Annotated in this window: 15 protein-coding genes and 2 pseudogenes; 7 read left to right on the top strand and 10 right to left on the bottom strand. The window is 61.0% G+C overall.

What is annotated here, in order from left to right; all coding sequences use genetic code 11:
• Nucleotides 1-264 precede the first annotated feature (264 nt).
• From ACZ5M5_RS11325 to ACZ5M5_RS11315, 3 genes are read right to left on the bottom strand one after another with little or no spacing between them, the layout of a single operon-like run.
• On the bottom strand, nucleotides 265-1,662 hold the full coding sequence (locus ACZ5M5_RS11325; protein ID WP_060738144.1) for an efflux transporter outer membrane subunit: 1,398 nt from the start codon (nucleotides 1,660-1,662) through the stop codon (nucleotides 265-267).
• Nucleotides 1,659-4,805: an efflux RND transporter permease subunit gene (locus ACZ5M5_RS11320; protein WP_464739035.1), complete on the bottom strand. Its 3,147-nt coding sequence runs from the start codon at nucleotides 4,803-4,805 to the stop codon at nucleotides 1,659-1,661. Before ACZ5M5_RS11320 ends, ACZ5M5_RS11325 begins: the two co-directional genes overlap by 4 nt.
• A gap of 2 nt (nucleotides 4,806-4,807) precedes the next feature.
• Entirely contained in the window at nucleotides 4,808-6,001 is a 1,194-nt protein-coding gene (locus tag ACZ5M5_RS11315; RefSeq protein ID WP_060738146.1) for an efflux RND transporter periplasmic adaptor subunit, read from the bottom strand.
• A gap of 112 nt (nucleotides 6,002-6,113) precedes the next feature.
• On the opposite strand from ACZ5M5_RS11315, the gene baeS reads away from it, so the two are divergent.
• Nucleotides 6,114-7,532 (top strand): sensor histidine kinase efflux regulator BaeS, encoded by a 1,419-nt coding sequence (gene baeS / locus ACZ5M5_RS11310; RefSeq protein ID WP_464739034.1) that lies wholly within the window; start codon nucleotides 6,114-6,116, stop codon nucleotides 7,530-7,532.
• A 3-nt stretch (nucleotides 7,533-7,535) separates the two neighbouring features.
• Complete coding sequence (locus ACZ5M5_RS11305) at nucleotides 7,536-8,219, top strand: response regulator (RefSeq protein WP_103311321.1); 684 nt, start codon at nucleotides 7,536-7,538, stop codon at nucleotides 8,217-8,219.
• Nucleotides 8,220-8,240: 21 nt separating this feature from the next.
• Here the strand turns inward: ACZ5M5_RS11305 and ACZ5M5_RS11300 are convergent, their stop codons facing one another.
• The 3 genes from ACZ5M5_RS11300 to ACZ5M5_RS11290 all read right to left on the bottom strand — a co-directional run bounded on the left by ACZ5M5_RS11300 (nucleotide 8,241) and on the right by ACZ5M5_RS11290 (nucleotide 10,740).
• On the bottom strand, nucleotides 8,241-8,690 hold the full coding sequence (locus ACZ5M5_RS11300; protein WP_060738149.1) for a hypothetical protein: 450 nt from the start codon (nucleotides 8,688-8,690) through the stop codon (nucleotides 8,241-8,243).
• A 107-nt stretch (nucleotides 8,691-8,797) separates the two neighbouring features.
• Nucleotides 8,798-10,060 carry a HAMP domain-containing sensor histidine kinase gene (locus ACZ5M5_RS11295; protein WP_464739033.1) on the bottom strand — a complete coding sequence of 421 codons (1,263 nt, stop codon included), beginning with the start codon at nucleotides 10,058-10,060 and terminating at the stop codon, nucleotides 8,798-8,800.
• A complete protein-coding gene (locus ACZ5M5_RS11290; RefSeq protein ID WP_060738151.1) occupies nucleotides 10,057-10,740 on the bottom strand; it encodes a response regulator transcription factor in 684 nt (227 codons plus the stop codon). Before ACZ5M5_RS11290 ends, ACZ5M5_RS11295 begins: the two co-directional genes overlap by 4 nt.
• A 225-nt stretch (nucleotides 10,741-10,965) precedes the next feature.
• Between ACZ5M5_RS11290 and bamA the strand changes: the two genes are divergently transcribed.
• The 3 genes from bamA to ACZ5M5_RS11275 all read left to right on the top strand — a co-directional run bounded on the left by bamA (nucleotide 10,966) and on the right by ACZ5M5_RS11275 (nucleotide 15,246).
• On the top strand, nucleotides 10,966-13,332 hold the full coding sequence (gene bamA, locus ACZ5M5_RS11285; protein ID WP_464739032.1) for an outer membrane protein assembly factor BamA: 2,367 nt from the start codon (nucleotides 10,966-10,968) through the stop codon (nucleotides 13,330-13,332).
• Between the two features lie 107 nt (nucleotides 13,333-13,439).
• On the top strand, nucleotides 13,440-14,384 hold the full coding sequence (locus ACZ5M5_RS11280; RefSeq protein ID WP_464739347.1) for a glycosyltransferase family 2 protein: 945 nt from the start codon (nucleotides 13,440-13,442) through the stop codon (nucleotides 14,382-14,384).
• A 64-nt stretch (nucleotides 14,385-14,448) separates the two neighbouring features.
• Nucleotides 14,449-15,246 carry an NAD-dependent epimerase/dehydratase family protein gene (locus ACZ5M5_RS11275; RefSeq protein WP_464739031.1) on the top strand — a complete coding sequence of 266 codons (798 nt, stop codon included), beginning with the start codon at nucleotides 14,449-14,451 and terminating at the stop codon, nucleotides 15,244-15,246.
• A gap of 168 nt (nucleotides 15,247-15,414) precedes the next feature.
• Here ACZ5M5_RS11275 and ACZ5M5_RS11270 read toward each other — a convergent pair whose 3' ends face one another.
• The 4 genes and pseudogenes from ACZ5M5_RS11270 to ACZ5M5_RS11255 all read right to left on the bottom strand — a co-directional run.
• Nucleotides 15,415-17,589 carry a glycosyltransferase gene (locus ACZ5M5_RS11270; protein WP_464739030.1) on the bottom strand — a complete coding sequence of 725 codons (2,175 nt, stop codon included), beginning with the start codon at nucleotides 17,587-17,589 and terminating at the stop codon, nucleotides 15,415-15,417.
• Nucleotides 17,582-18,268, bottom strand: coding sequence for a 2OG-Fe(II) oxygenase (locus ACZ5M5_RS11265; protein WP_060738155.1), 687 nt, complete (start codon nucleotides 18,266-18,268; stop codon nucleotides 17,582-17,584). Before ACZ5M5_RS11265 ends, ACZ5M5_RS11270 begins: the two co-directional genes overlap by 8 nt.
• Nucleotides 18,262-19,623, bottom strand: a pseudogene (locus ACZ5M5_RS11260) (polysaccharide pyruvyl transferase family protein); the annotation flags it as partial. The pseudogene ACZ5M5_RS11260 and the gene ACZ5M5_RS11265, both read right to left, overlap by 7 nt.
• 108 nt (nucleotides 19,624-19,731) lie before the next feature.
• Nucleotides 19,732-20,984: pseudogene (locus tag ACZ5M5_RS11255) on the bottom strand (ABC transporter ATP-binding protein); the annotation flags it as partial.
• Between the two features lie 183 nt (nucleotides 20,985-21,167).
• On the opposite strand from ACZ5M5_RS11255, the gene ACZ5M5_RS11250 reads away from it, so the two are divergent.
• Nucleotides 21,168-21,986: an ABC transporter permease gene (locus ACZ5M5_RS11250; protein WP_060738156.1), complete on the top strand. Its 819-nt coding sequence runs from the start codon at nucleotides 21,168-21,170 to the stop codon at nucleotides 21,984-21,986.
• 68 nt (nucleotides 21,987-22,054) lie between these two features.
• Entirely contained in the window at nucleotides 22,055-24,577 is a 2,523-nt protein-coding gene (locus ACZ5M5_RS11245) for a glycosyltransferase (RefSeq protein WP_464739029.1), read from the top strand.
• The last annotated feature ends 119 nt before the right edge of the window (nucleotides 24,578-24,696 follow it).

Genomic DNA, 24,696 nt, shown 5'->3' with positions numbered 1-24,696 from the left:
CAATTCATATGGGTTCACGATATCCCCTGTAGGAGCTGAGCTTGCTCACTGCCACAGGGCGGCTCGGGGGGCATGGATTCGGTGTTCACCACAAATCTCCTGTGGGAGCTGAGCTTGCTCGCGATGGCGGTGGGTCAGTTGGCAGGGATGGTGAATGTGCTGACGCTATCGCGAGCAAGCTCGGCTCCCACAAGGGGGCTTGGCTCTCACAGGACACTCCTCTCACAGGTACTCCTCTCACAGGTACTCCTCCCACAGCGCTTCTTAATTCCAGCCGCCGCCCATCACCTTGTACAACGTCACGCGGTTGCTCTGCTCGGTCAGGCGCAGGGTGATCAGGTCCTGTTGCGCGCTGTACAGGGAACGCTGGGCGTCGAGGGCTTCGAGATAGCTCTGGGAACCGCCACGGTACAAAGCGTCGGAGAGCTCGAAGCTCTTGCGACTGGCGTCGGTCAACGCCTGTTGGGCCTCGATACGGCGATCCAGCGTGCTGCGCTCCGCCAGGGCATCGGCCACTTCCTTGAAGGCACTCTGCAGTGTTTGCTGGTAGGTCTGCACCTGGATCTCGCGCTCGGTCTTCGCCGAGTCCAGCGTCGCGCGGTTACTGCCCGCATCGAAGATCGGCAGGCTGATGCTCGGGGCAAACGTCCAGGCGCCACTGCCGGACTTGAACAGGCCGGACAGGGCCGAGCTTGAGGAACCGGCATTGGCCGTCAGGCTGATACTGGGAAAGAACGCCGCACGGGCGGCACCGATGTCGATATTGGCCGACTTGAGCGTGTGCTCGGCGGCCAGCACATCGGGGCGTCGTTGCAACAGGCTGGACGGCAGCTCTGCCGGCACCTGCACCAGCGCCGCGGCCGATTCCAGGTACGCACCCGGCAACAACTCTTCGGGAATGTCGCTGCCCACCAGCAGCCGCAGGGCGTTGCGATCCTGCAGGATCTGGCTTTCATACGCCGCTGCGTCGACCCGTGCCGACTCCACGGTGGTTTGCGCCTGGGCCACGGACAGACCGGAGGAGCCACCCAGGGCGTGGCTGCGTTGGGTCAGTTCGTAGGTCGCCTGCTGGCTGCGCAAGGTCTCCTGGGCCAGGTGCAAGCGCTCGTTATCGGCCGCCAGAGTCAGCCAGGCCGTCGCCACTTCGGCCACCAGGCTGATCTGCGTGCTGCGGCGGGTTTCGGTCAGGGACAGATAGTCCTCCAGGGCTTCGTCCTGAAGGTTCTGCACCCGTCCGAACAGATCCACTTCATAACTGCTCAAACCCAGTTGCGCACTGTAGTCATGGGTGGTGGCCGCCGAGCCCGTGCTGGACAACGTTCCGGGCGTGCGACTGTGAGTGCCACTGACACTGGCATCGATCGAAGGCAATGACTCGGCGCGCTGGATGCGGTATTGCGCCTGGGCCTTTTCAACGTTCAAGACCGCCAGGCGCAGGTCGCGGTTGTTGCTCAGTGCCAGGGACTGCAAGCGCGCCAGGCGGCTGTCGGTGAAAAAGTGCTGCCACTCGATGTCGGCACTCACCTTGCCCTCGGGCGTACCGGCAGCCGGCAGCCATTGCTCGGGGACTGGCGCCTCAGGGCGTTCATACTGCGGCGCCAGATTCAGGCAGCCACCGAGCAGCGTGAAGATGGCCAGCAATGGCCAGCGGAACTTGATCATGCATCACCTGACTGGGCGGATGGGACAGAGGTCGAAGCCGTGGAAACGCGGGCGAAACGCCGGCGAATCTGCACGAAAAACAAAGGAACGAAGAAGATCCCCAACACCGTGGCGGACAACATGCCGCCCAGCACACCGGTACCAATGGCCTGACGTCCGGCGGAACCGGCGCCGCTACTCAGGGCCAGGGGCAATACACCGAACATGAAGGCCAGGGACGTCATGAGAATCGGCCGCAGGCGTTGGCGCACGGCGATCAGCGTCGCCTCGCGCAAGCTGTTGCCCTGCTCTTGCAGGTGCTTGGCGAACTCGACGATCAGAATCGCGTTCTTGGCGGCCAACCCCACGGTGGTCAATAACCCGACCTGAAAGTAGACATCGTTACTCAAGCCACTGACACGGGTAGCCAGCACCGCGCCCACCACCCCCAGCGGCACCACCAGCATCACCGAGAAAGGCACCGACCAACTCTCATAGAGCGCAGCGAGGCAGAGGAAAACGAACAGCACCGAAATCCCGTACAGCAACGGCGCCTGCGAACCGGAAAGGCGCAACTGATAGGACTGCCCGGTCCACTCGTAGCCGATGCCCTCCGGCAATTGCTTGATCAGCGCTTCCACCGCATCCATGGCGTCCCCGGAACTGATGCCGGGCGCCGGATCGCCAACCACCTCCATCGAGGCGTTGCCGTTGTAGCGTTCCAGCAACGGCGAGCCGTAGCTCCACGAACTGCTGGCGAACGAGGAAAACGGCACCATCTCATCGTTGCTGTTGCGCACGAACCAGTGCTCCAGGTCAGCCGCCTGCATCCGTGCCGCGGCCTCACCCTGGACGTAGACTTTCTTCACGCGCCCCTGGTTGAGAAAGTCATTGACGTAAGTGCCGCCCAACGCCGTGGACAGCGTGGTGTTGATGTCGCTGGTGCTCAGGCCCAAGGCCCCGGCCTTGCGATCATCGATGTTGACCTTGAGTTGCGGTGCATCGTCCAGGCCATTGCTGCGAACCCCCAGCAAGCGAGGGTCCTGGTTGGCCTGCTCGATGAGTTTTTCCCGCGCCGCCACCAGCGCGTCATGTCCCAGGCCGGCGAGGTCCTTGAGTTGCAGGTCGAAGCCGGATGTCTGCCCCAGGCCGCGCACGGCCGGCGGCTGCATGACGAACACATTGGCATCGCCGATGCTCGACAGTGCCATGGTCGCGCGCTGGGCGAAGGACGCCGCATCCTGCCCCGCCCCCGTGCGTTCGCTCCAGTCCTTGAGTCGAATGAATGCACGGGCGCTGTTCTGGCTGTTGCCGTTCATGCCCAGGCCGGAAATGCTGATCAGTGCTTCGACTTCCGGCTGTTCGAGCAGGTAGCTTTCGAACTGCTTGACCACCGCTTGCGTGCGGCTGTCCGTGGCCCCGACTGGCAACTGCACCTGGGCCATGAGAATGCCCTGGTCTTCGTCAGGCAGGAACGAAGTCGGCAGGCTGAAATAACCGGCGGCCATCGCCAACAGTACCAGCCCATACACCAGCCAGCCGACGCGCCCGCGCTGCAAAATGCCCCCCACCTGGCGTTTATAGGCCTCGGCAGCACGCTCGAACGTGCGGTTGAACCAGCCGAAGAATCCGCGTTGAGGACCATGGCCCTGGCTATCGGACGGCTTGAGCAGGGTCGCGCACAATGCCGGCGTCAGCGTCATGGCGACGAGTACCGAGAGCACCATGGCCGAGACGATGGTGACCGAAAACTGCCGGTAGATAACGCCAGTGGAGCCGCCAAAAAACGCCATGGGAATGAACACCGCACTGAGCACCAGGGCGATGCCGACCAGGGCGCTGGTGATTTCATCCATCGACTGGCGCGTGGCGTCCAGGGCCGACAGCCCCTGCTCGCCCATCACCCGCTCGACGTTTTCCACCACCACAATCGCGTCGTCCACCAACAGGCCGATGGCCAGGACCATGGCGAACATGGTCAGGGTGTTGATCGAATAACCGAACAGCGCCAGCACGCCGAATGTACCCAGCAGCACCACCGGCACCGTGATCGCGGGGATCAACGTGGCCCGCAGGTTCTGCAGGAAAAGGAACATGATCAGCACCACCAGGACAATCGCCTCGCCCAGTGACTTGACCACCTCTTCGATGGACAGGCTGACAAAAGGCGTGGTGTCGTAGGCAATCACGTTCTTGAGTTGCAGCTCCGTCGGATAGAACGCCTCCAGCTCCTTGAGCTTGGCCTTCACCGCCTCGCCCACGTTCAGGGCGTTGGCCCCGGCGGCGAGCTGGACGCCCATGGCGGCAGCGGGTTTGCCGTTGAGGGCAGAACTGACATCGTAGCTTTCACTGCCCAATTCAACCCGCGCCACATCCCCGAGCAGCACCACCGCACCGTCGCTGGTGGACTTGACCACCACGTTGCGAAACTCTTCGACGGTTTGCAGCTTGCTACGGGCGCTGATGGTGGCGTTCAACTGCTGACCTTTCACCGCCGGCATGGCGCCGAGTTGACCGGCAGAAACCTCGGTGTTCTGCGCCTCCAGGGCCGTGCTGACATCCGAAGGCATCAGCGCGTATTTTTCCAGCAGGGCCGGGTCCAGCCAGATGCGCATGGCATAGCCGGAACCCAATGTCTGCACGTCGCCGACGCCGTCGATGCGGCTGATGGAATCGAGCAGGGTGCTGGAAATGTAATCGCCGATCTGCGTGCCGGTGACGCTGGGATTGTCGGAGGCCAGGGCGGCAATCATCAGGAAGTCCGAACCGCCCTTGGTCACGGTCAGGCCCTCGCTCTGCACCGACTGCGGCAGCCTCGACTCGGCCTGTTGCAGCTTGTTCTGCACCTGCATCTGGGCCACGTCCGGGTTGGTACCGGCGGTGAAGGTCAGGCTGATGCTGGCGCTGCCATCCGAGCTGCTGGAGGCCGACATGTAGGTCAGGTTGTCCAGGCCCTTCATTTGCTGTTCGATGACCTGGGTCACCGAGTCTTCGACGGTCTTGGCCGAGGCGCCGGTGTAGGTCGCGGAAATACGCACCGTCGGCGGCGCGATGTCCGGGTACTGTTCCAAGGGCAACTGACTGATGGACAAGGCGCCAGCGAGCATGATGACGATGGCGATGACCCAGGCGAAAATCGGTCGATCGATAAAGAAGCGCGCCATGTTCAACCCTCCTGCGCAATGGCAACAGGCGTTGCTTTCTGCGTACGGCTGCGGGTACCGGCGTTCTGTACCACGACGCTTTCACCGACGCGGACTTTCTGCCCGCCCTCGACAATCACCTGGTCTCCCGCGTTCAACCCCGCCGTGACCCACCACTGGTTATCCACGGCGCGGTCGATGGTCAGCATGCGCTGCTCGACCTTGCCATTGACCACCACCAGGGCCGAAGTCGCACCGCTGGCACTGCGGGTCACCGCCTTCTGCGGAATCAGGATGGCCTGGTCATCCCGCGCCTGCTCCAGCACCGCCCGCACGTACATGCCCGGCAGCAACAGTCGGTCCGGGTTGGCGATTTGCGCCCGCAGGGTCACCGTGCCAGTGCCCTCATTGACGCTTACCCCACTGAACTTCAAACGGCCTTCATGGCCGTAGGTGCTGCCGTCATCGAGCTTGAGACTGATCCGCGCCTCACCTTCGCCATTGCTCCGGAGCACACCGCTGGCCAGGTCGCGCTTGAGACGCAACAGCTCGGTGGTCGATTGGGTGACGTCTACATACATCGGGTCCAACTGCTGCACCGTGGTCAGTGCGCTGTCCTGGTTGGCCACCACCAGCGCGCCAGGCGTGACCGTCGAGGTTTCGATGCGCCCACTGACGGGCGAACCGATGCGGGTATACGCCAGGTTGATGCGCGCGGTGTCGACATCGGCCTGGGCCACTTGCAATTCGGCTTCGGCAGTCAGCAGGCTGGCCTGGGCATCTTCGTTGTCCTGCTGGCTGATGGCATCGATCTTCGCCAACTGTGCGTCACGCTTGGCCGTGGCCTGGGCCGACTTCAACGTGGCGCGGGCCTTGGCCAGGTTCGCCTGGGCTTGCGCCAATGCGGCCTTGTAGGAGGCTGCGTCCAATTGGTACAGCGCCTGCCCGGCCTTGACCTCGGCCCCTTCGACAAACAAGCGCTGCTGGACGATACCGCCGACCTGCGGGCGTATCTCGGCGACCATGAACGCCTGGGTGCGTCCGGCCAGCTCAGTGGTCAGTGCCTGGCTTTGCGGCTGCACGGTGATCACCGACACCTTGGGCGGTTCGGGCGTGGGTGCCGATTCGCCGGAGCAACCGCCCAACAGGAACAAAACGATCAAGCACACCAGGATGGCGGCGGTCACCAGGGATTTGGCGAATAATTTGGTCGACATAAATGCCTCTGCAAGACGGATGGTTCAAGCCAGGCGCCATACTGCGAGGCAAATGTGCAGGAAAATTGAAGATTGCCCGCCGCCCTTGAATCTTCATCGCGCCAGGGCCTAAATGGTCGGGCCATTCATCGAACTGCCCGAGCCCATGAAACTGAGCATCTCCACCAAGCTGTTTATTGCCGTACTGGCCAGCGTGCTGTTCGTCATCCTGAGCATGGGGGTGGCCAACGGCTGGAGCTTCGGCAAAGGCTTTCTGGACTACCTCAACGAACAGGCCCTGGTGCGCATGACGCCGGTACTACCGCGCCTGGCCAGCGCCTACGAGCGCGAAGGCGACTGGGAATTCCTGCGCAACCAGCCGGATCGCTGGTTCGAGCTCCTGCGTCCGGAACCGGGCGAAAACACCACCCACCCAGAGCGCCCACCCATGTCGATGTCCGACCTGACCGGCGCGGTGTTTCGCATCGCTCTGCTGGATCAGCAGAAACAGTTGGTCATGGGCTACTCGGCGATTGCCGACGACGCCCTGATGCGCCCGATCGAGGTCGCCGGCAAAACCGTCGGCTGGCTGGCGGTGACGCCGTTCCAGAACGTGACCGAGGCTGGCGGTGAACGCTTTCGTCAGTATCTGGTGCGCACCAGCCTGGCCGTGGGCGTGCTCTCGTTGCTGTTGGCGATGCTGATTGCCTGGTGGATCGCCCGTACCCTGCTTGACCCGGTCAAGCGAGTGGCCGCCGCCACGCACCGGTTGGCCGCCGGGGAATACAGCAACCGCGTATCGGTGGCCTCCAATGACGAAGTCGGTCAGTTGGCCCGAGACTTCAACCAGCTGGCGCATACGCTGGAACGCAACGAGAAAATGCGCAGGGAATTCATGGCCGATGTGTCCCACGAACTGCGCACCCCGTTGTCGGTATTGCGCGGTGAGCTGGAAGCCATCGAAGACGGTGTGCGCACCCTCGACCCGTCCTCGATGAAATCGCTGCAAAGCGAAGTCAGCATGCTCAGCAAGCTGGTGGATGATCTCTACGAACTGTCCCTGGCCGATGTCGGCGCGCTGACCTACCGCAAGAGCGAATGCGATCTCAACGAACTGCTGGACAGTTGCGTGACGATGTTCCTGGAGCGTTGCAATGCCCGGCATCTGCGTTTGAAGCTGGAGCTGCCGACAACGCCGCTACGGTTGGAGGCCGACCCCAAACGCTTGCAGCAACTGTTCAGCAACCTGTTGGAAAATGCCGTGCGTTACACCGACGAGGGTGGCGTGCTGCGCATAAGTGCCGCCAACGAGGCCGATGTCGTGCGCATCGATTTTCTCGACTCCGGCCCCGGGGTCGATGCGGATCAATTGCCGCGACTGTTCGAGCGTTTTTACCGCGGCGAAACCTCCCGCAATCGCGCCAGTGGCGGCGCCGGCCTGGGATTGGCCATCTGTCACAGCATCGCCCTGGCCCATGGCGGCAGCCTCAGCGCCGATCACTCGCCTTTGGGCGGCCTTTGGCTGACCCTGCGTCTGCCTCGGAACGCCTGAACCATGAGCAACGACAACCCGATCCTGATCGTCGAAGACGAACCCAAGCTGGCGGCGTTGATGCGCGACTACCTGATCGCCGCTGGCTACGCGACCCAATGCCTGGACAACGGCCTTCAAGTGGTACCGACGGTACGGGCCAGCGAGCCGCGATTGATCCTGCTCGACCTGATGCTGCCGGGACGCGACGGCCTGCAAGTGTGCCAGGAGCTGCGCAGCTTCAGCGCCGTGCCGATCATCATGATCACCGCCCGCGTGGAGGAAGTGGATCGCCTGCTCGGGCTGGACCTGGGGGCTGACGACTACATCTGCAAACCCTTCAGTCCCCGCGAGGTGGTCGCCCGGGTGAAAGCGATCCTGCGGCGCAGCCCGAATTTCCTGACCTCTGCGACGCCGCGCCTGCACATTGACGAAGAACAGTACCAAGCGTCCCTCGACGGCATCGCACTGGACCTTACCCCTCTGGAACTGCGTCTGCTCAGTACCCTCGCCCGCTCCCCGGGGCGGGTGTTTTCCCGGGATCAATTGCTCGACCGGATCTATTCCGATCATCGGGTGGTCACTGATCGCACCATCGATAGCCATATCCGTAATCTGCGGCGCAAGCTCGAACAGGCTTGCCCAGGAGAGCAGCCGATCGAGTCGTTGTATGGCGTGGGTTATCGGTTTCAGCTCGGCGAATCCTGAAGCGTCGCGTTGAAATCGAGCTTATTGTTCTGCCGAATAGATAACGGTTTGCGCCCTGTCACCCCCAGCAGGCCGACGGGTGAAGTAGGTGTCGCCTTCGTCGGTCTGGATCTCGTAGTCGGCCTTGCTGGCGACCCGACTCGATGCATCGCTGTGCTTGATGATTTTCAGCACCCGCTGGAACTTCACGCCTTGCGTGCCGTTCTGGGCGGGGCCGGTGAGCACATTGACCTTCTGGAACCAGCCTTCCTGCTTTTTGTTCGACACCAGGGTGCCGCTCAGCGCTTCAAAACGTTCGAGACGGGTAAACCCCCAGAGTGTCGGCTCCTCGACCACTTTGCCCGGGGTGGCGGAACCCGTGAAGACAAACAGGTTAAGGCTCGGATTGTCTTCGCAGAAGAAGTCATAAGGCACCAGACCGTCGACCATTCTCTTGCCGGGAACGAAACCCTTCTTATGAACCAGAAACATGAGCACCTCCACGCTGAAGCATCAGCAAACGCTGCGTAAATTTGAGCGCAAAGTCTACTGAGGCGGGGCGTACAGGGCCGTCAAGCCAATGTAATATCGTGTAAAGATCACGCCCTGCGAGGCAAGCTGATTTCCACCGTCAGCCCACCGGACGGCTCGTTGCGCGCCAGGATAGAGCCACCGTGGATCTCCACGGCCCTTGAGGCAATGGCCAGGCCCAGGCCGAAGCCGGCACTGACTTCGTTCAAGCCACGTTCGAACGGATTGAAGATGCTCTGTAACCGCGAATGCTCAACACCCGTGCCCTGATCGCTGATCTGTACCACCAGGCCATCTGCGGCGCCATTGACCTCGGCCACGACCATCACCGTGGTGTTTGGCCGGGTATGACGCACCGCGTTTCGAATGACGTTCTCGAAACACCGATACAACAGCTCACCGCTGACCCGACTGACAAACGCCGGGCACGCCTGCAAGGTGACCTGGCAGCCTTTCATTTGCGCTTCGAATCGAGCGTCCTCGACGATCACCGACAGCAATTCGACGACATCGATTGGCTCGCGCTCGATACTCTCCGGTCGCCCCTGCAGGCGTGCCAGGGTCAACAACGCCTCGATCAGCGTGTCCATGCGCACCGACTCACGGTCGATGCGTTCCACCATTTCCAGGCGAGCCGGATCTTGCTGCAGCAATCCGATGGCCGCTTGCATGCGGGTCAGAGGTGAGCGCAATTCGTGGGAGATGTCGTGCAACAAGTGTTGCTGGGCGTCTACCAACAGTTTCAACTGGTTGGCCATTCGGTCGCAGTCTTCGGCCAGATCGACGATCTCATCACGTCGCGCGCCCATGATCGGCTTGACCCGGGTCTCGAAGCGCCCCTGGGCCACGTCACTCATGGCGCGTCGAAGATAGGCCAGCGGCCATACCAGGTAGAACGCCATGTAACCGCTGAACAGCGCACTCATGACCGTGCCGATGATCAACGGCGTCCAGTGGCTCGGCCCCCTGTCGCCTTCTTTGCCCAGGGGATGGGTTGACTTGAGCGACAGCACGATGCCGTCCTTGCTGATGACCGATCGCTCATAGGCCGGTTGCGGCACTGGCGTGCCGGCCAACAGCTGACCCGCGCTGTCATAGACACCAACGGCCTGGTCATCCGGGTGTTCCCACACCGCCAGCAGTTGCCGGCCCGACTCGATGCCAAACTGTCGCAATAGCTGCTCTTCAGTGGCCAGGACCGTTTCCAGATGAGGATCACCCGGCCTGGAACTGCCCATGACCAGGAAGCCCAGCCCGACCAGAAACGTCAAGCTGGTGGCGAGCCAGAACGCCAGGAACAGTTTCCAGAACAGCCGGCTGGGCTTCATCATTCGGCGATCAACAGGTAACCGAGGCCCCGCACGCTCTGGATCCAGGCCTTGGCATCGGGGCGCGGTCCCAGCTTGTGGCGAATGCTGCTGATGTGCACATCGATGCGTCGGTCATAGCGAGTCAAGGGACAACCCAGGGCATTGAGCGACAGGTTCTGTTTGCTCACCACTTGCCCGGCACAGCGGGCCAGTTCCTCGAGCAAACTGAACTCGGTGCTGGTCACCCCCAGCTCGCGCCCCTGCCAGAGCGCCTGGCGCTTGCCGGGCCACAGGACCAGCGGCCCGGTCCTGATCACTTCGCTGGATGGCCGATCCGCTGGCTGCACCCGGCGCATGATCGCCCGCAAACGCGCCACCAGCTCCCCCGGCGAACTGGGCTTGGGCACATAGTCATCGGCGCCCAGTTCCAGGCCGGTGATCTTGTCGATGTTGTCGCCACGAGCTGTCAGCAACACCACTGGCACCTGGCTCACGGCCCGAATGCGCCTGAGCACCTCGATACCCGACAACCGCGGCAGCATCACGTCCAGCACCACGATGCTATAGCGACCGGACAGCGCTTGCACCTCGCCCTCCTCCCCTGTGTGCACGGCAGTCGCCTCAAAGCCTTCGCGCTCCAGGTATTGGCTGAGCATTCCCGTCAGTTCCTGGTCATCGTCGACTAGCAATACAGAGATCATGGGACGCTCTTGAGTAGGTGTCGGCCCATTATCGCCCGTGTGCCGCGTACCGTCATCGCCACGGGCCAACCTTTACCTAACTTGACATTGGGTTAACCGCACCAAACGCAGCGAACTTTTATGCTTGCTCGCCACCAGCCCGCTCGCTCCCGCGGTGACTCGTCTTGCGGTGAGATATCCGCGTCCACCTACACCACCTGTCGATGTGTTCTGGATAAGATCTTGATGAATTTTTCGCGCCTGCTCTGCTCGGCTGCACTGCTGTTCAATGTCACACTTGCCCACGCCCAAGGTTTCAAGATTTCCGATATTCGCATCAACGGCCTCCAGCGCATCTCCGCAGGCAGCGTCTTCGGTGCCTTGCCATTGAACGTCGGCGATAACGCGGATGAGCGGCGCCTGGTGGAGTCCACGCGTGCGCTGTTCAAGACCGGCTTCTTTCAAGATATCCAGCTGGGCCGTGACGGCAATGTCCTGGTCATCACGGTAGTCGAGCGCCCGTCGGTCGCCAGTATCGAGATCGAAGGCAACAAGGCGATCTCCACCGAAGATCTGATGAAGGGCCTCAAGCAGTCCGGTCTGGCCGAAGGCGAGATCTTCCAGCGCGCCACCCTCGAAGGCGTGCGTAACGAGCTGCAGCGCCAGTACGTTGCCCAGGGCCGCTACTCGGCCACCGTCGACACCGAAGTGGTGCCGCAGCCGCGCAACCGCGTCGGCCTGAAGGTCAACATCAACGAAGGCACCGTGGCGGCCATCCAGCACATCAACGTGGTGGGCAACACGGTGTTCCCGGATGAAGACCTGATCGACCTGTTCGAGCTCAAGACCACCAACTGGCTGTCGTTCTTCAAGAACGACGACAAGTACGCCCGTGAAAAACTCTCCGGTGACCTGGAGCGCCTGCGTTCCTACTACCTGGACCGTGGCTACATCAACATGGACATCGCTTCGACCCAGGTGTCCATCACCCCGGACAAGAAGCACGTCTACATCACCGTCAACGTCAACGAAGGCGAGAAGTACACCGTTCGCGACGTCAAGCTCAGCGGTGACCTGAAGGTTCCCGAGGACCAGGTCAAGTCGCTGCTGCTGGTACAGAAGGGCCAGGTGTTCTCGCGCAAGCTGATGACCACCACCTCCGAGCTGATCACCCGCCGCCTGGGTAACGAGGGCTACACCTTCGCCAACGTCAACGGCGTGCCGCAGCCGCACGATGAAGACCACACCGTCGACATCACGTTCGCCGTGGACCCGGGCAAGCGCGCCTACGTCAACCGCATCAACTTCCGTGGCAACACCAAGTCCGAGGACGAAGTGCTGCGCCGTGAAATGCGCCAGATGGAAGGTGGCTGGGCGTCGACCTACCTGATCGACCAGTCCAAGACCCGCCTGGAGCGCCTGGGCTTCTTCAAGGAAGTCAACGTCGAGACACCGGCCGTGCCGGGCGTCGATGACCAGGTCGATGTGAACTACAGCGTCGAAGAGCAGGCTTCCGGCTCGATCAGCGCCAGCGTCGGCTTCTCGCAAAGCGCCGGCCTGATCCTTGGCGGCTCGATCACCCAGAACAACTTTCTCGGCACCGGCAACTACGCCAGCCTGGGCCTGACCCGCTCGTCCTACCAAAGCAAGTACAACATCGGCTTTACCGACCCCTACTTCACACCGGACGGCGTGAGCCTGGGTTACAACGCGTTCTACAACGCCACCGACTACAACGAATATTACGATGACGATAATTCGTACTATTCCATCAATAGCTATGGCGCCGGCACCTCCCTCGGCTATCCGATCAACGAAACCTCACGGTTGAATATCGGCGTGACGGTGCAACATGACAGCATCGAACCGGGGACCTACAGCGCCGATGAGATCTACGATTTCATCGCGCGTGAAGGCAAGGACTTCACCAACTTCAAGGCCAATCTCGGCTGGTCCGAATCGACCCTGAACAAGGGCGTGCTGGCCACCCGCGGGCATTCGCAAAGCCTGAACCTGATGGCGACGGTGCCCGGCAGCGACCTGAGCTTCTACAAGATCGACTACACCGGGCAGACGTTCCTGCCGGTCAGCGACACGACCTCGCTGCGCTTGCACACCAAACTCGGCTACGGCAACAGCTACGGCTCCACTGACGGCCTGCCGTTCTATGAAAACTACACCGCCGGTGGCGAAGGCTCGGTGCGCGGCTTTGAAAGCGGCACCCTCGGCCCGCGCGATACACCGGCCACCGGCACCTATGCCAGTGCCGGCCAGGCGTACTACTCCGACCGGGACACCGAGTCACTGGGCGGCAACATACTGATCACCGGCGGCGTGGAGTACCTGTTCCCACTGCCCTTCATCAAAGACAACAAATCACTGCGTACCTCGGTGTTCTGGGACGTGGGCAGCGTCTATTCCGACAAGTGCTACCTGAGCACCACCCAGGGATGCGACGGGGTCGACCTCAGCCAGATGGCCAGCTCGGTGGGGGTCGGGGTGACCTGGTATAGCCCGCTGGGCCCGTTGAGCGCCAACATCGCCTTTCCGGTCCGAACCCCGGATAACGCTGATACGCAGGTATTCCAGTTTTCCTTGGGGCAGACGTTCTGAATGTGCTGGCCGGAACTGGTCGGAGGGCACGAACCTGCTATCTTGGATACAGACCTGAGTAGTTGCGATCCCATACGTATCCAGGTTTGAGCAATGGAGTGATGAAGTTGGAAGCAGTGGAACTGCTCGCTATGGATGAATGGGCCACCTCATCTCTGCGTGGCGAGTGTGATGTGATCATCGTCAATTACAACGCCGGTGAACTTTTGTTGGCGTGTGTAAGGTCGGCGTTTGCCGCCGGCGCTTCCAGCGTGATCGTGGTGGATAACGACTCCCATGACGATAGCCTGATGCTGGTGGAGCGAACCCACGCTGCCGGCGAAGCGCTTCAAATCGTACGCAATGCCGCCAACCTCGGCTTCGCCGTGGCGTGCAACCAAGGTGCCCGCCTGTCAGCGGCCCCCAACTTGTTTTTCCTGAACCCGGACACCGTGCTGGCCGCCAATGCCATAGACCACTTGCTGCTGGCGCTGCGCAGCGCGCCGGAGATCGGCATGGTCGGAGGGTTCCTGTGCAACCCGGACGGCAGTGAACAAGCCGGTGGACGCCGGGTATTCCCCACGCCCAGGCGCGCCTTCATGCGGGCCTTCGGGCTTTCACGGCTTTCAACCTTTTTCCCGTCGGTGTTGTCCGATTTTTTATTGCACAAGGACCCCCTGCCCGGCGCGCCCATTGCCGTTGAAGCCATCTCCGGGGCGTGCATGCTGGTCAAGCGCGAAGCGATCGAGAGCGTCGGATTGTGGGACGAAGACTATTTCCTTCATTGCGAAGACCTGGACTGGTGCATGCGCTTTCATCAGGCCGGCTGGCGCGTGCTGTTCGTGCCAGATGCCCGGGTGATGCATGTATTCGGTGGTTGCAGTCGTCATCGTCCCTATTTCGTCGAATGGCACAAACACCTGGGATTCCTGCGTTTCTATCGCAAGTTCTTTCGCCGCAAGTACCCTACCGTCCTGTGGGTCAGCGTGGTGATCGGGGTCTGGTTTCGATTCGGCATGGTGGTCCTTCGCCACGCCACCACCCGGTTCAGGAATGCATGGAACCTACGATAAGAGCGCTCAATTGCGGATAGGAATATTGGGCGGCTCCAGCCTCCTGGGCGAGCGTGCCCTGCCATTGCTGGCACAAACCGGCCACCTGACGAGCGCCTTCACTCGAAGCCTGCCCAAGGTGCCCTGTCCCGGTGTGATCTGGCGAAAGGCGGACGACTGGCACGGATTGGCGCTGGACACGTTCCTGTCGTTCGCCCCCCTCTGGGTGCTGCCCGACTACCTGGAGCGCCTTGCCAGCACTCACGTCAAACGCGTTGTCGTGCTCTCCTCCACGAGCCGCTTTGCCAAGCACGCATCGCCTGACGCTCGGGAGAGGGACGTGGCGCAACGCTTGATACGTGCAGAAGAACAACTCGAGCAGTGGGCGAGCGAACGGCAAATCGAGTGGGTGATCCTGCGACCGACCCTGATCTATGGCTTTGGCCGCGACAAGAACATTTCACAAATCGCGCGTTTCATTCAGCGCTTCGGATTTTTCCCGCTTATCGGTGGCGGTACCGGGTTGCGCCAGCCAGTGCATGGGGATGACGTGATCCAGGCATGCCTGTCCGCCGTGAGCACACCTGGCCTGCCCAGTGGCGGCTACAACCTCTCGGGGGGAGAAGTCTTGCCTTATCACACGATGGTCAGGCGCATATTCCAGGCCCTGGGACGCCCGGAACGAACGCTGCCCCTCCCCGCCAAGGCCCTCAGCGCAGGCGTTTCGATTTTGCGCTGTCTGCCACGTTACCGACATCTTTCAAGCGCGCTGGTGGGGCGGATGAACCAGGACCTGGTGTTCGACCATTCGCACGCCTGTGACTGGCTTGGTTTTGCTCCCCGGGCGTTTCACCTGAGGGATGAAGATTTGCCTGGGCGCTGAAACAGCCTTGGCATTGTTGCGATGATGTTGGATGTGTCGGTGTCGACGCCATCGCGAGCAAGCTCGCTCCCACAGGGTTCTGCGGCGTGCATGGATTTTGTGGCTGCCGATCATCCATGTGGGAGCGAGCTTGCTCGCGATGGCGGTGTTACCGTCGAGGTGATGGCCTTATCGCGACCCAGCCTTCTCCCCCGTCTCCCCGCCAGGCTCGTCACGATGAGCGTGGGCCTGCCACGCCCCCCATTTGCTTTCGAAGTACGCCTGGTTTTTGTCCCAGAGAGCCTGATACTCGCCACTGGCGATCAGTTTCCTGAACGATGCCTGCCCATAATGATGGATAAACGCGTCTTCGGCGCAGACCGTCCGGTAGCCGGCCGCCTGCACGCGACGGCTGTAGTCGTCGTCCTCGAACATCCCGATGCCGAATGCTTCATCCAGATAACCCACCTCTTCGAGGATGCTGCGGCGAAAGGCGACACAAAACATCGCCAGCATCGAGATATCGAACGTCTGCCCCTTGCGGGCTTCGGTGTAGCGGTCTGCAAATGCTTGCATCTGTTGAATGTCGGTGTAGGAAACCGCGACTTTCGCTTCGTTGCCTACCGCATTCGTGACCGGCCCGACCAAGCCGATACTCGGGTCTCTCAGATGCCTGACCAGCGGATCCAGCCAGCCGCCAGGCACTACCGTGTCGTTGTTGAGCAGCAGCAACACGTCACCGTCGGCTTCTCGCAAGCCCTGGTTGTTCGCCGCGGCAAAACCCCGGTTGTCCGGGTTGAGAATGATCTTCGCGGTCGGCACTTCTTGGCGCAGGCGCTCAAGATATTCAGCCGTACCATCGTCCGAGCCATTGTCGACAACAATCAGTTGGTAACTGGGCCAGGTGGTATTCCGCAGAACGCTGTTGACACATTGAATCGTCAGGTTGAGGTTGTTGTACGTCACGAGCACGATGGAGACTTTCTCGTACAGCCCGACGATAGCGAGCTGCATGCTATGGAATCGATCCTTCCAGTCGTTCGCTCGGGCGAGCTCCACGCGCCGCTTGTACAGGGCCAGGTCGCGTTCGGCCAAGGCCCGCTCGATCTGCTCGATGAACTCATCGACCCCGGTGGCGAAGTACAGCAGGTCCTTGTAAATGCTCATCTCCGCCAGTGGCGTGGAGATCACCGGTTTGCCTGCGCTGATGTACTCGTAGAACTTCACCGGATCGACCGCATGCGTCACGTTGTAGAGCCTGAAGGGAATCAGGCAGGCATCGAAATGATCCAGGTAAAGCGGCATCTGCGAGTACGGCTTGTGGCCCAGCAACTGCACATTGGGCTTGTGCTCGAGGCCTGCCAGATCCTCGACGAAAATGTCCCCCACCAGGATGAAGTTCCACCCTGGCCGCCGGTCCGCCAACGCCGCCAGCAAGGGATAATCGAGCCATTGCGCCAGGGCACCGTAGTAGCCGATCACCGGGCCGGCAAGCCCGCTCAGCACATCGTTGGTAAAACAGTGCTGCCGGAAAAAAGCGAAATCCACCGCGTTTCGCACCAGCACACAGCGTGGGTTATGGGCGCACCACTTCTGGTAAAGCAACGCGGCGGAAACGGTCACCAGATCCGCTTGGGCGATCAGGGTCTTTTCCTCGCTCAGCAACTGCTCGCCGATGTTCGGAAAGCCATCCCAGTCGTCCATGCAGTCATAGTGAATACGCCAGCCATGCAGGGTGCGCAGGCTGAGTGCCACGGGGCTCCAGTAAGCGATATGCACCACCGAGAGGGCGGTTCTGATCTGCATGTCGGCGACCAATGCAGCCAGGGCACGCAGCAAAGCCTGATGATTTTCAGGCGTCACTATTTGTTCGTAATACGCCTCTTGCGCCTCGCGCTGCAGCACCACTTCAAAGACATTGGGCGCCACCGATGTCAATTCATAGAGCTGTCCCTGTTCCGGCACACGGGCGGGGACGATATAGAACACCCGATAACCATTGCTCGCAAACTGGCTCATCAACTGCTGCGGTCGCTGGAAGCGTGCGGCCCAATCGATGTTGGCGAAGCAGAGAATATCCAGGCGTCCCTTCGTGGCGAAATCTGCGTCCACCTCAACGTTCGGCAACGGTTCCGGTGCGGCCGGGTAGACGATTGCAGCGGCGGTGTCGGGGAACTCCTGGGCGGCGGTAAACCCATAGCGCATCCATCGGAACAGCGAGCGCAGGGGGCGGGTGAAACGCCACGAACGGGTGTTCTGCAGGAAGTCGACTTTCGCCAAGGCAACATCGCGCTCGTTGATGGCCGCGTCTCTTTGGGCCAAGGCGGCGTCGCGGTCGATCAAGGCGCTGTCGAGCTTAAGCACGTGGGTACCCATGCAGCGGCGTGCTGTCACCTGGCGGCCACATGGAACTGAGGGAACCGGGCCGGTAGAACGTTGCCGTCAGGCTGCGGCGGGAAGATTGGCAGCCGCTCACCACGGGGGTGACGGCGTGCCAGGAATTATCCGAGCGCACCAGGATCGCCGAATTGCCCACCCGTGGCTCGATCTCGGCCGCCACGGCGCTGGGATCGTTGCGGTGCAGGATGGTCAGGCAACCGCCGTCGTTGCGGTCCCAGGACTCATTGAAATACAGGATATGGGTGACCAGTTTATCTGGAAGGTCCGGATGGGCCCCCAGGCTCGCACCGGGACCGTAATGAAAGACGTTGACCTCCATCGGCACGCTGCGCAGGTCGATCCCGGTCAGCTCCGACATGGCCTCTCGATAGCCGGCCGAGCCAAGGTCCTGCGCCAGCCTCAACCATGCCTCGCTCAGTTCTTCAGGGAACGCGATCGTTTGGGTGCCCATGCTCACCAGGGCACGCGCCTCATAGTCATAATTTTTCTCACCGCCATAACCACTCACCGTCTTGAAATGATCATGAGGAAACGACGCCGCCAACGCGGCGGCATCCTCGGGCGAATACAGACTGCCGATTTCAGCCCAGGTATACGGATGGGACTTTAGCGCCGCTGGCGTGAGACGAGAGAGATCTAGCATTGTCTGTTCTTGTTCGCTGTCAGGTTTCTGATACCACGGGCAATGGAACGCAGTGGCGCGGTCATTCGGAATGAATTGGAGTTCTGCAACTCAAGCATCCTGGCGTCACTGAGGGCCAGTTGCTGGCTGAGCTGGACAATCCGTTGCTGCTGGGCAAGCTCCTGTGCTGCAAGGTTCTGTGCCGGTTCGGTGCTGCCCGGCTCCGGCACGACGAGGCTTGCCGGACATTCAGCCGGCAATGGGTCGCCCCCTTGGGCGGCGGCTTCGAGCAGATTGGGCAGATGCTGTAGAAAAGCGCCCAACACCGGCCGGGACGACGTTTTGCCCTGGCGAATGATCGCCGCGACCCGGTCCCAATGCTCGACCAACTGATCCGCCGCCGCAAGGGCCGCGGGCGATGGGCGGGTCTTGCCCACCCGCGCGAGAAACCATTGCGGATCGACCGTCGCCACGTCCGGCAATGCGTGGAGTGTGTCGAACCCAGCCAACGCCGTGTATTTGCCCGTGGTCAGGTCCGCCGAGCAGAACACCGGGACGCCAAACGCCAGGGCGGTGATTGCCAGGTGGTAACTATGGCCGATCACCGCTTGGGCCTGGCTGAGAATTTCCGCCATGAGCAACGGTTCCGGCCAGAACGACAAGGTGATGGCCCCAGGCAAGCGCCCGGCAATGACCGACGGATCGTCCCCCAGGACAGGGCCAATCGGCACCACCAAAAACTGATAGCCCTGGAACGCCTCGGCGTAGTCTTCGAACAGTTTTACAAAGGATTCCACCACGTGAATGGCGTGGATCACGATGTAGGGCCCGGTCAGCCCGGCCTGCTCGCGCAGGCGAATGAGCTCGGCCGAGGGTCGCTGCTCATCGATCAGGCGGGGCAAGCCAAACGCGGTATCGGGCAGCACTTCGATCTCGGCCTGTGGAGTCAGCGCGCCGAGGGTATCGCGCGACAGTGCATCACGGACGCGCACGTACTGGCTTTGCTCAAGGGCCATCGTCAATAACGGCCTGGCCCAGTCGGGAATATCGTTGCAATGCATCCCGGGGGCATTCCACATGACCGGGACCGCGTGCTGCTGGGCGATGAGCGCAGGCGTCAGCCAGTAACCGGTCGGATGATGGATATCGGCGGTTGTCGGACCATAGCCGTGGGCAACCACTTTATCGAAGCGGATCAGGAAACCGCCGCCGATCAAAACCCCATCCAGGCTCGCCGCTACATGGGGCAGCTCTGTCAGCGACGTCACCGCATAGGGCCATTGGGGTCGGCTTTTCCCGTGATAGGAAAACCGATGCAGATTGACTGAGCCCAAGCGCCGGATCAGCTCAGCCTCGGCGATGATCGGAAACAGCAGATCGCCATAGTTTTCTACGTCAAAGGTGCCGAATATAGCGACCTGCCACGTGCGCTCGACCGGGTGTTCCGTCACAACCTTAGCCCCTTGAGTCCCGCTGGCCTTGGCAAGCGACTCGACCGGTCGAGCGTCGATCCTCTGCAACCCCAGGTCAACCATGCCCAGAAAATCCTGGTGGTTTGGCAACATGTCGAACGCCAAGGGCGCGACTTGCTTCTCGATCAACTGCGAGGTGTCTTCCGTGGCGCCGTGCAACAGCTTGAGCGTGACATGATAACGCCCCTCGGCGAGGTGGGCCCGGAAGCGCACCGTGATCGCCGCGCGCCGCCAGCCATTTTCGACCGGGCCGGGTTGCAGTGCGAAGTTGCCTCCACCGATCACCAGCAGCCTGGCTTCCTGGATGGTGAAGCTGATGTTGGGTTGAGTGATCGACTCATGCAGCAACGCCTCGACGTGAATCTCGATATCGTCACCATACAGGTAGCTGGAGGACAGCTGCTGGGTGTTGGTGAAGCAGGCGGCGCTGATGTGCCCCTCTTCGGTCCCGAAGGCCATCCCCTCCTGCCCGCCCATGAAGGACTTGCGCGTCACCGGTGTGACCCCGCCACTGGCCCAGCGACGTTGCTCGTCACGCATGTCGAGCAAATGCAGCTCGGCCATTTCATCGGGCGAGCCGCTGGCGACGACCCGGCCTGCGCGCAGATAGATGACCCGGTGGCAGAAGCGCTTGACCATGCTCATGTCATGGGAGACGAACAGCAGCGTGGTGCCTCTGGCAGCCAGTTCTTCCAGCCGATTCAGGCATTTGAACTGGAAGGAGGCATCGCCGACGGAGAGGGCCTCATCGACGATCAGGATTTCCGGCTCGACACAGACCGAAACGGCGAAGGCCAGCCGTACCAGCATCCCGCTGGAATAGATCTTGGTAGGCTGGTCGATGAAGTCGCCGATATTGGCGAAGGCAATGATGTCATCGAAACGAGCGTCGATTTCCGCACGACTCAAGCCCAGCACGGCTGCATTCACATAGACGTTTTCCCGGCCGGTGAACTCCGGATTGAAACCAGACCCCAGCTCGAGCAACGCCGCAATCCGGCCATGCCCCTGGACACTGCCCCGGGTCGGCATCAACGTTCCGCAGATCAGTTGCAACAAGGTGGATTTGCCGCTGCCATTACGGCCGATGATACCGACGGTCTCCCCCTTGCGATGGTCAGGGAAACATCGTCCAGGGCCCAGAACTCGCGATAGAAACGCTTCTTGCCGCGCACCAGCATCTGCAATAGACGGTCTTTGGGCGCATCGTAGATCTGATAACACTTGCTCAGGTTTTCGGCGCGGATGGCCACTTCAAACGACATCGGCAAAACCCTTTCATGAATCACGGCCATTATTGCGGTGCCACTGAACCTGTCCTTCGTTGGGCGCTGCGGATGAGTTAAGCACAGATGGGATAAAAAACTTCGAATGAATCTACACTGGGGCCTACTCCATGAGGATGCGACTCAAGGAGCATCCGCTATTGCCTTGAGGATCAAGCACCGATGCAGTCGTTCAGCACGTCCCCCGTTGCCATGATCAAGAGTGTCCTGATCAATCGAATCCTGATCTACGTGTTGATCCGCAGAGAAGTCATCGGTCGCTACAAAGGCTCGATGCTCGGTATTCTATGGTCGTTCTTCACGCCGGTTTTCATGCTGGTGGTCTACACATTCGTGTTCAGCGTCGTTTTCAAGGCCCGCTGGTCTGGCGGCGGTGAATCCAAGAGCGAATTTGCCTTGGTGCTGTTCGCGGGCCTGCTGGTCTTCAACCTCTTCTCCGAATGCGTGAACCGTGCGCCGGGCCTGGTGCTGGCCAATACCAACTACGTCAAGAAGATCGTCTTTCCACTGGAAACCCTGCCCCTGGTGTCGCTCGGCGCAGCGCTGTTCCACATGGCGGTCAGCGTCCTGGCCTGGCTGATGTTCTATATCGCCCTGTTCGGAACCCCACCGATCACCGCCCTGCTGCTGCCATTGGTGCTGTTTCCATTGGTGTTGCTGACGCTGGGCATCTCCTGGTTTCTCGCCTCGATAAGCGTCTACCTGCGCGATATCGGCCAGTTCATCGGCGTCATCATCACTGCAATGCTGTTTCTCTCGCCGATTTTCTATCCGCTCTCGACGCTTCCGCAAAGCTATCAGGCTGCCTTGCAGGCAAATCCCCTGACACTGCCGGTGGAAATGGTTCGCGATGTCATGTTCTGGGGCCGGCCGCCGCACTGGGAGCACCTGGCGGCTTATTCGGCAGTCTCGGTGCTGATTGCCTGCGCCGGGTTTGCCTGGTTCCAGAGGACACGCAAAGGCTTCGCCGACGTCATATGACGTTTGTTGCATGGCACCCCGTCCAGCAACCGCTATGCTGACTCATTGCACGGCTGGAGGCCTGGCGGGTGATTGAAGCCAACATCGATCCTGAAAAAGACCGCGTGTGCGTTACCGTATTGACCAAAGGACCAGAAAACCGCATGGACCAGATCAACCGTCTTGTTGATTGCATTGACCAACTGACTCGCTCGACACAATCCAGATCCATTGAGGCCTTGCAGTTGGTCAAGGAAATCGAAAATCGAGATCGGCTTATCAAACAACTGAACCTTGATTCAAAAGCGCTTCGCACCCGCCTGTCACTTCAAGAAGGCAAGACCGGGCGGCTGCGTGAGCGACTGCGGCTGGCCGAACAGCACCTCAAGGACGCCGAGGCATTAATCCAGACAAAGGAAAAAGAGGCTGTCGTGTTTTCCGATTGGGCGGTGGATTTGCGCGCCCAACTGGCGGCCAAGCAAGCCGAGTTGTTCAAGCTTTCCGACTGGGGCAACGCCATCGAACGTGCACCGCTGCGTTATTCGATACGCAAGCAATTGTATAAATTATCGCGCCGGGTCTATGCCTGGTTGCCCCTCACCGCACAGCAGAAAAGCAAACTGGCGCGTCGGCTTCGAAATTGGCTGAAACCCGGCAAGGCAACACCAGGCGAATCATCGCCAGACGCTGGTTTTGCGCTGCAAACTCTGCCACCGCCCGTAAACGTTGCCGTACCGTCCAGCCTCGGGCAGCCCATGATCCTGATGTTCGGCGTGATTGACTGGCACTTTCGCATCCAACGCCCACAAAACCTGGCCAAGGAATTGGCCAGGGCCGGACAAACGACTTTTTATATCTCGAACAATTTCATCGACGACGAGGCCCCCGGCTTCCAAGCAGAACCTTTGGAAGGCTCCCACCGGCTGTTCCAGATCCGTTTCAAGGTACGCGGTGCACCGGCCATCTATCATGCCCCTCCGTCAGCGGCCGTGATCCGCCAGTTGTGCGAAGGCCTGGCCATGCTCCTGGAAGCGGCGAACGTCGATGCCGCGGATTGCATTGTCCAGCACGCCTTCTGGTTTCCGCTGGCAAGGCGTGTCCCCAACGCCACCCTGGTCTATGACTGCATGGATCATCACGAAGGTTTCGGCAACGTTGCCCAGGAACTGCTCGACCTGGAAATCGCCCTGATGCGCAGGGCCGATCTGCTGGTGGCGACATCCGACTGGATCGAACAACACGGCAAGCGGGAAAACCGCAACGTCGAGGTGATCCGCAACGCCTGCGAGTTCAGTTTCTTCAGCCGACGTCCCGACAGGGTCTACCGGGACCCTGCCAACAGAAAGATCATCGGCTACTACGGCGTTATTGCCGAATGGTTCGACCTGGACCTGGTCAAGCGGGTCGCCCAATCCTTCCCGCAGCACCTGATTCTGTTGATCGGCAGTGATATCGTCCAGGCAAAAAAACACTTCAAGGCCTACCCGAATGTGATCCTGGAAGGTGAAGTCCCGTATACCGCCCTGCCTTACTACCTCCACGCCATGGACGTTTGCCTGCTACCGTTCAAGGTCATGCCGTTGACCCTCGCCACCAACCCGGTCAAGGTCTATGAATACCTGAGCGCGGGAAAACCGGTGGTGTCGGTGAAACTGCCGGAGTTGAGCCAGTTCGGCAAACTGGTCTGGGCGGTTGAAGAGCCGACTGAGTTCATCTCGACCCTGCGCGGTGTCCTGGGGGCACTGCCGGAGGCCAGCGCCGCATTGGAGGCTCGTCAATCGTTCGCCCGAGGCCAGACCTGGCAGCACCGGGCCGCCAGCCTGCGCGATGCCATCGCGGCATTGCCCCAGCCCAAAGTCAGCGTCGTGGTGCTGACCTACAACAACCTCGAACTGACCAAGGCCTGCCTCGACAGCCTGTTGACCCAGAGCCAATACCCGAACCTTGAAATCATCGTCGTCGACAACCACTCCAGCGACCAGACCCCGGCCTACCTCAGCGCCTGGGCCGACGGCCACCCCGACCGGATCGTCATCCTCAACCCGGACAACAAGGGCTTCGCCGCCGGCAACAACCTGGGCCTCGCCGCCGCCAGTGGCGACTATCTGGTCATCCTGAACAACGATACGGTGGTCACCGCCGGTTGGATCAAAGGCTTGATCCGTCACCTGCAGGACCACAAGGAAATCGGCATCATCGGCCCGATCACCAACAACATCGGCAATGAGGCCAAAGTCAGCACCTGCTATGAGCAGTTGGAAGACATGCCCGCCGAAGCCGCGCAAATGACCCGCGCCCGCATGGGCGAGTGGTTCGAAATCAACACCCTGGCGTTTTTCTGCGTGATGTTCCCGCGCTCGACCTACGAGCAAATCGGTGGCCTGTGCGAAGAGTACGGCCTGGGGTTCTTCGAGGATGACGATTACTGCCGCCGCGTACAGCGGCGTGGCATGCGCGCAGCCTGTGCCGAAGACGTCTTCGTTCACCACCACCTGTCCGCCTCGTTCAACACCTTGGGAGCCAGGAAAAAACAGGCCCTTTTCGAAAAGAACCGGGCGATCTACGAGAGCAAGTGGGGATCCTGGGTTCCGCACACGTACCGAGACGTGTAGGCAGCCCCTTTGCATGCAAATTCAAGGGAGCCGATGAATCCGTGGCGAGGGAGCTTGCTCCCGCTGGGCTGCGAAGCGGCCCTGAACCCAGCCTCCGCAGCGTGTCAGGTTGGTCGCAT

The sequence above is a fragment of the Pseudomonas sp. Van50 genome, from assembly GCF_055390755.1.
Note: the sequence above shows the minus strand (reverse complement) of the source record. Positions and strands in the feature narration are given on the sequence as shown.

Bases quoted from the DNA above. Each gene is read 5' to 3' on its own strand.
- ACZ5M5_RS11290 (WP_060738151.1), bottom strand. From the start codon at position 10,740: ATGATCTCTGTATTGCTAGTCGACGATGACCAGGAACTGACGGGAATG.
- ACZ5M5_RS11305 (WP_103311321.1), top strand. From the start codon at position 7,536: ATGAGCAACGACAACCCGATCCTGATCGTCGAAGACGAACCCAAGCTG.
- ACZ5M5_RS11250 (WP_060738156.1), top strand. From the start codon at position 21,168: ATGCAGTCGTTCAGCACGTCCCCCGTTGCCATGATCAAGAGTGTCCTG.
- ACZ5M5_RS11300 (WP_060738149.1), bottom strand. From the start codon at position 8,690: ATGTTTCTGGTTCATAAGAAGGGTTTCGTTCCCGGCAAGAGAATGGTC.
- ACZ5M5_RS11295 (WP_464739033.1), bottom strand. From the start codon at position 10,060: ATGATGAAGCCCAGCCGGCTGTTCTGGAAACTGTTCCTGGCGTTCTGG.
- ACZ5M5_RS11320 (WP_464739035.1), bottom strand. From the start codon at position 4,805: ATGGCGCGCTTCTTTATCGATCGACCGATTTTCGCCTGGGTCATCGCC.
- ACZ5M5_RS11325 (WP_060738144.1), bottom strand. From the start codon at position 1,662: ATGATCAAGTTCCGCTGGCCATTGCTGGCCATCTTCACGCTGCTCGGT.
- ACZ5M5_RS11265 (WP_060738155.1), bottom strand. From the start codon at position 18,268: ATGCTAGATCTCTCTCGTCTCACGCCAGCGGCGCTAAAGTCCCATCCG.
- ACZ5M5_RS11315 (WP_060738146.1), bottom strand. From the start codon at position 6,001: ATGTCGACCAAATTATTCGCCAAATCCCTGGTGACCGCCGCCATCCTG.
- bamA (WP_464739032.1), top strand. From the start codon at position 10,966: ATGAATTTTTCGCGCCTGCTCTGCTCGGCTGCACTGCTGTTCAATGTC.
- baeS (WP_464739034.1), top strand. From the start codon at position 6,114: ATGGTCGGGCCATTCATCGAACTGCCCGAGCCCATGAAACTGAGCATC.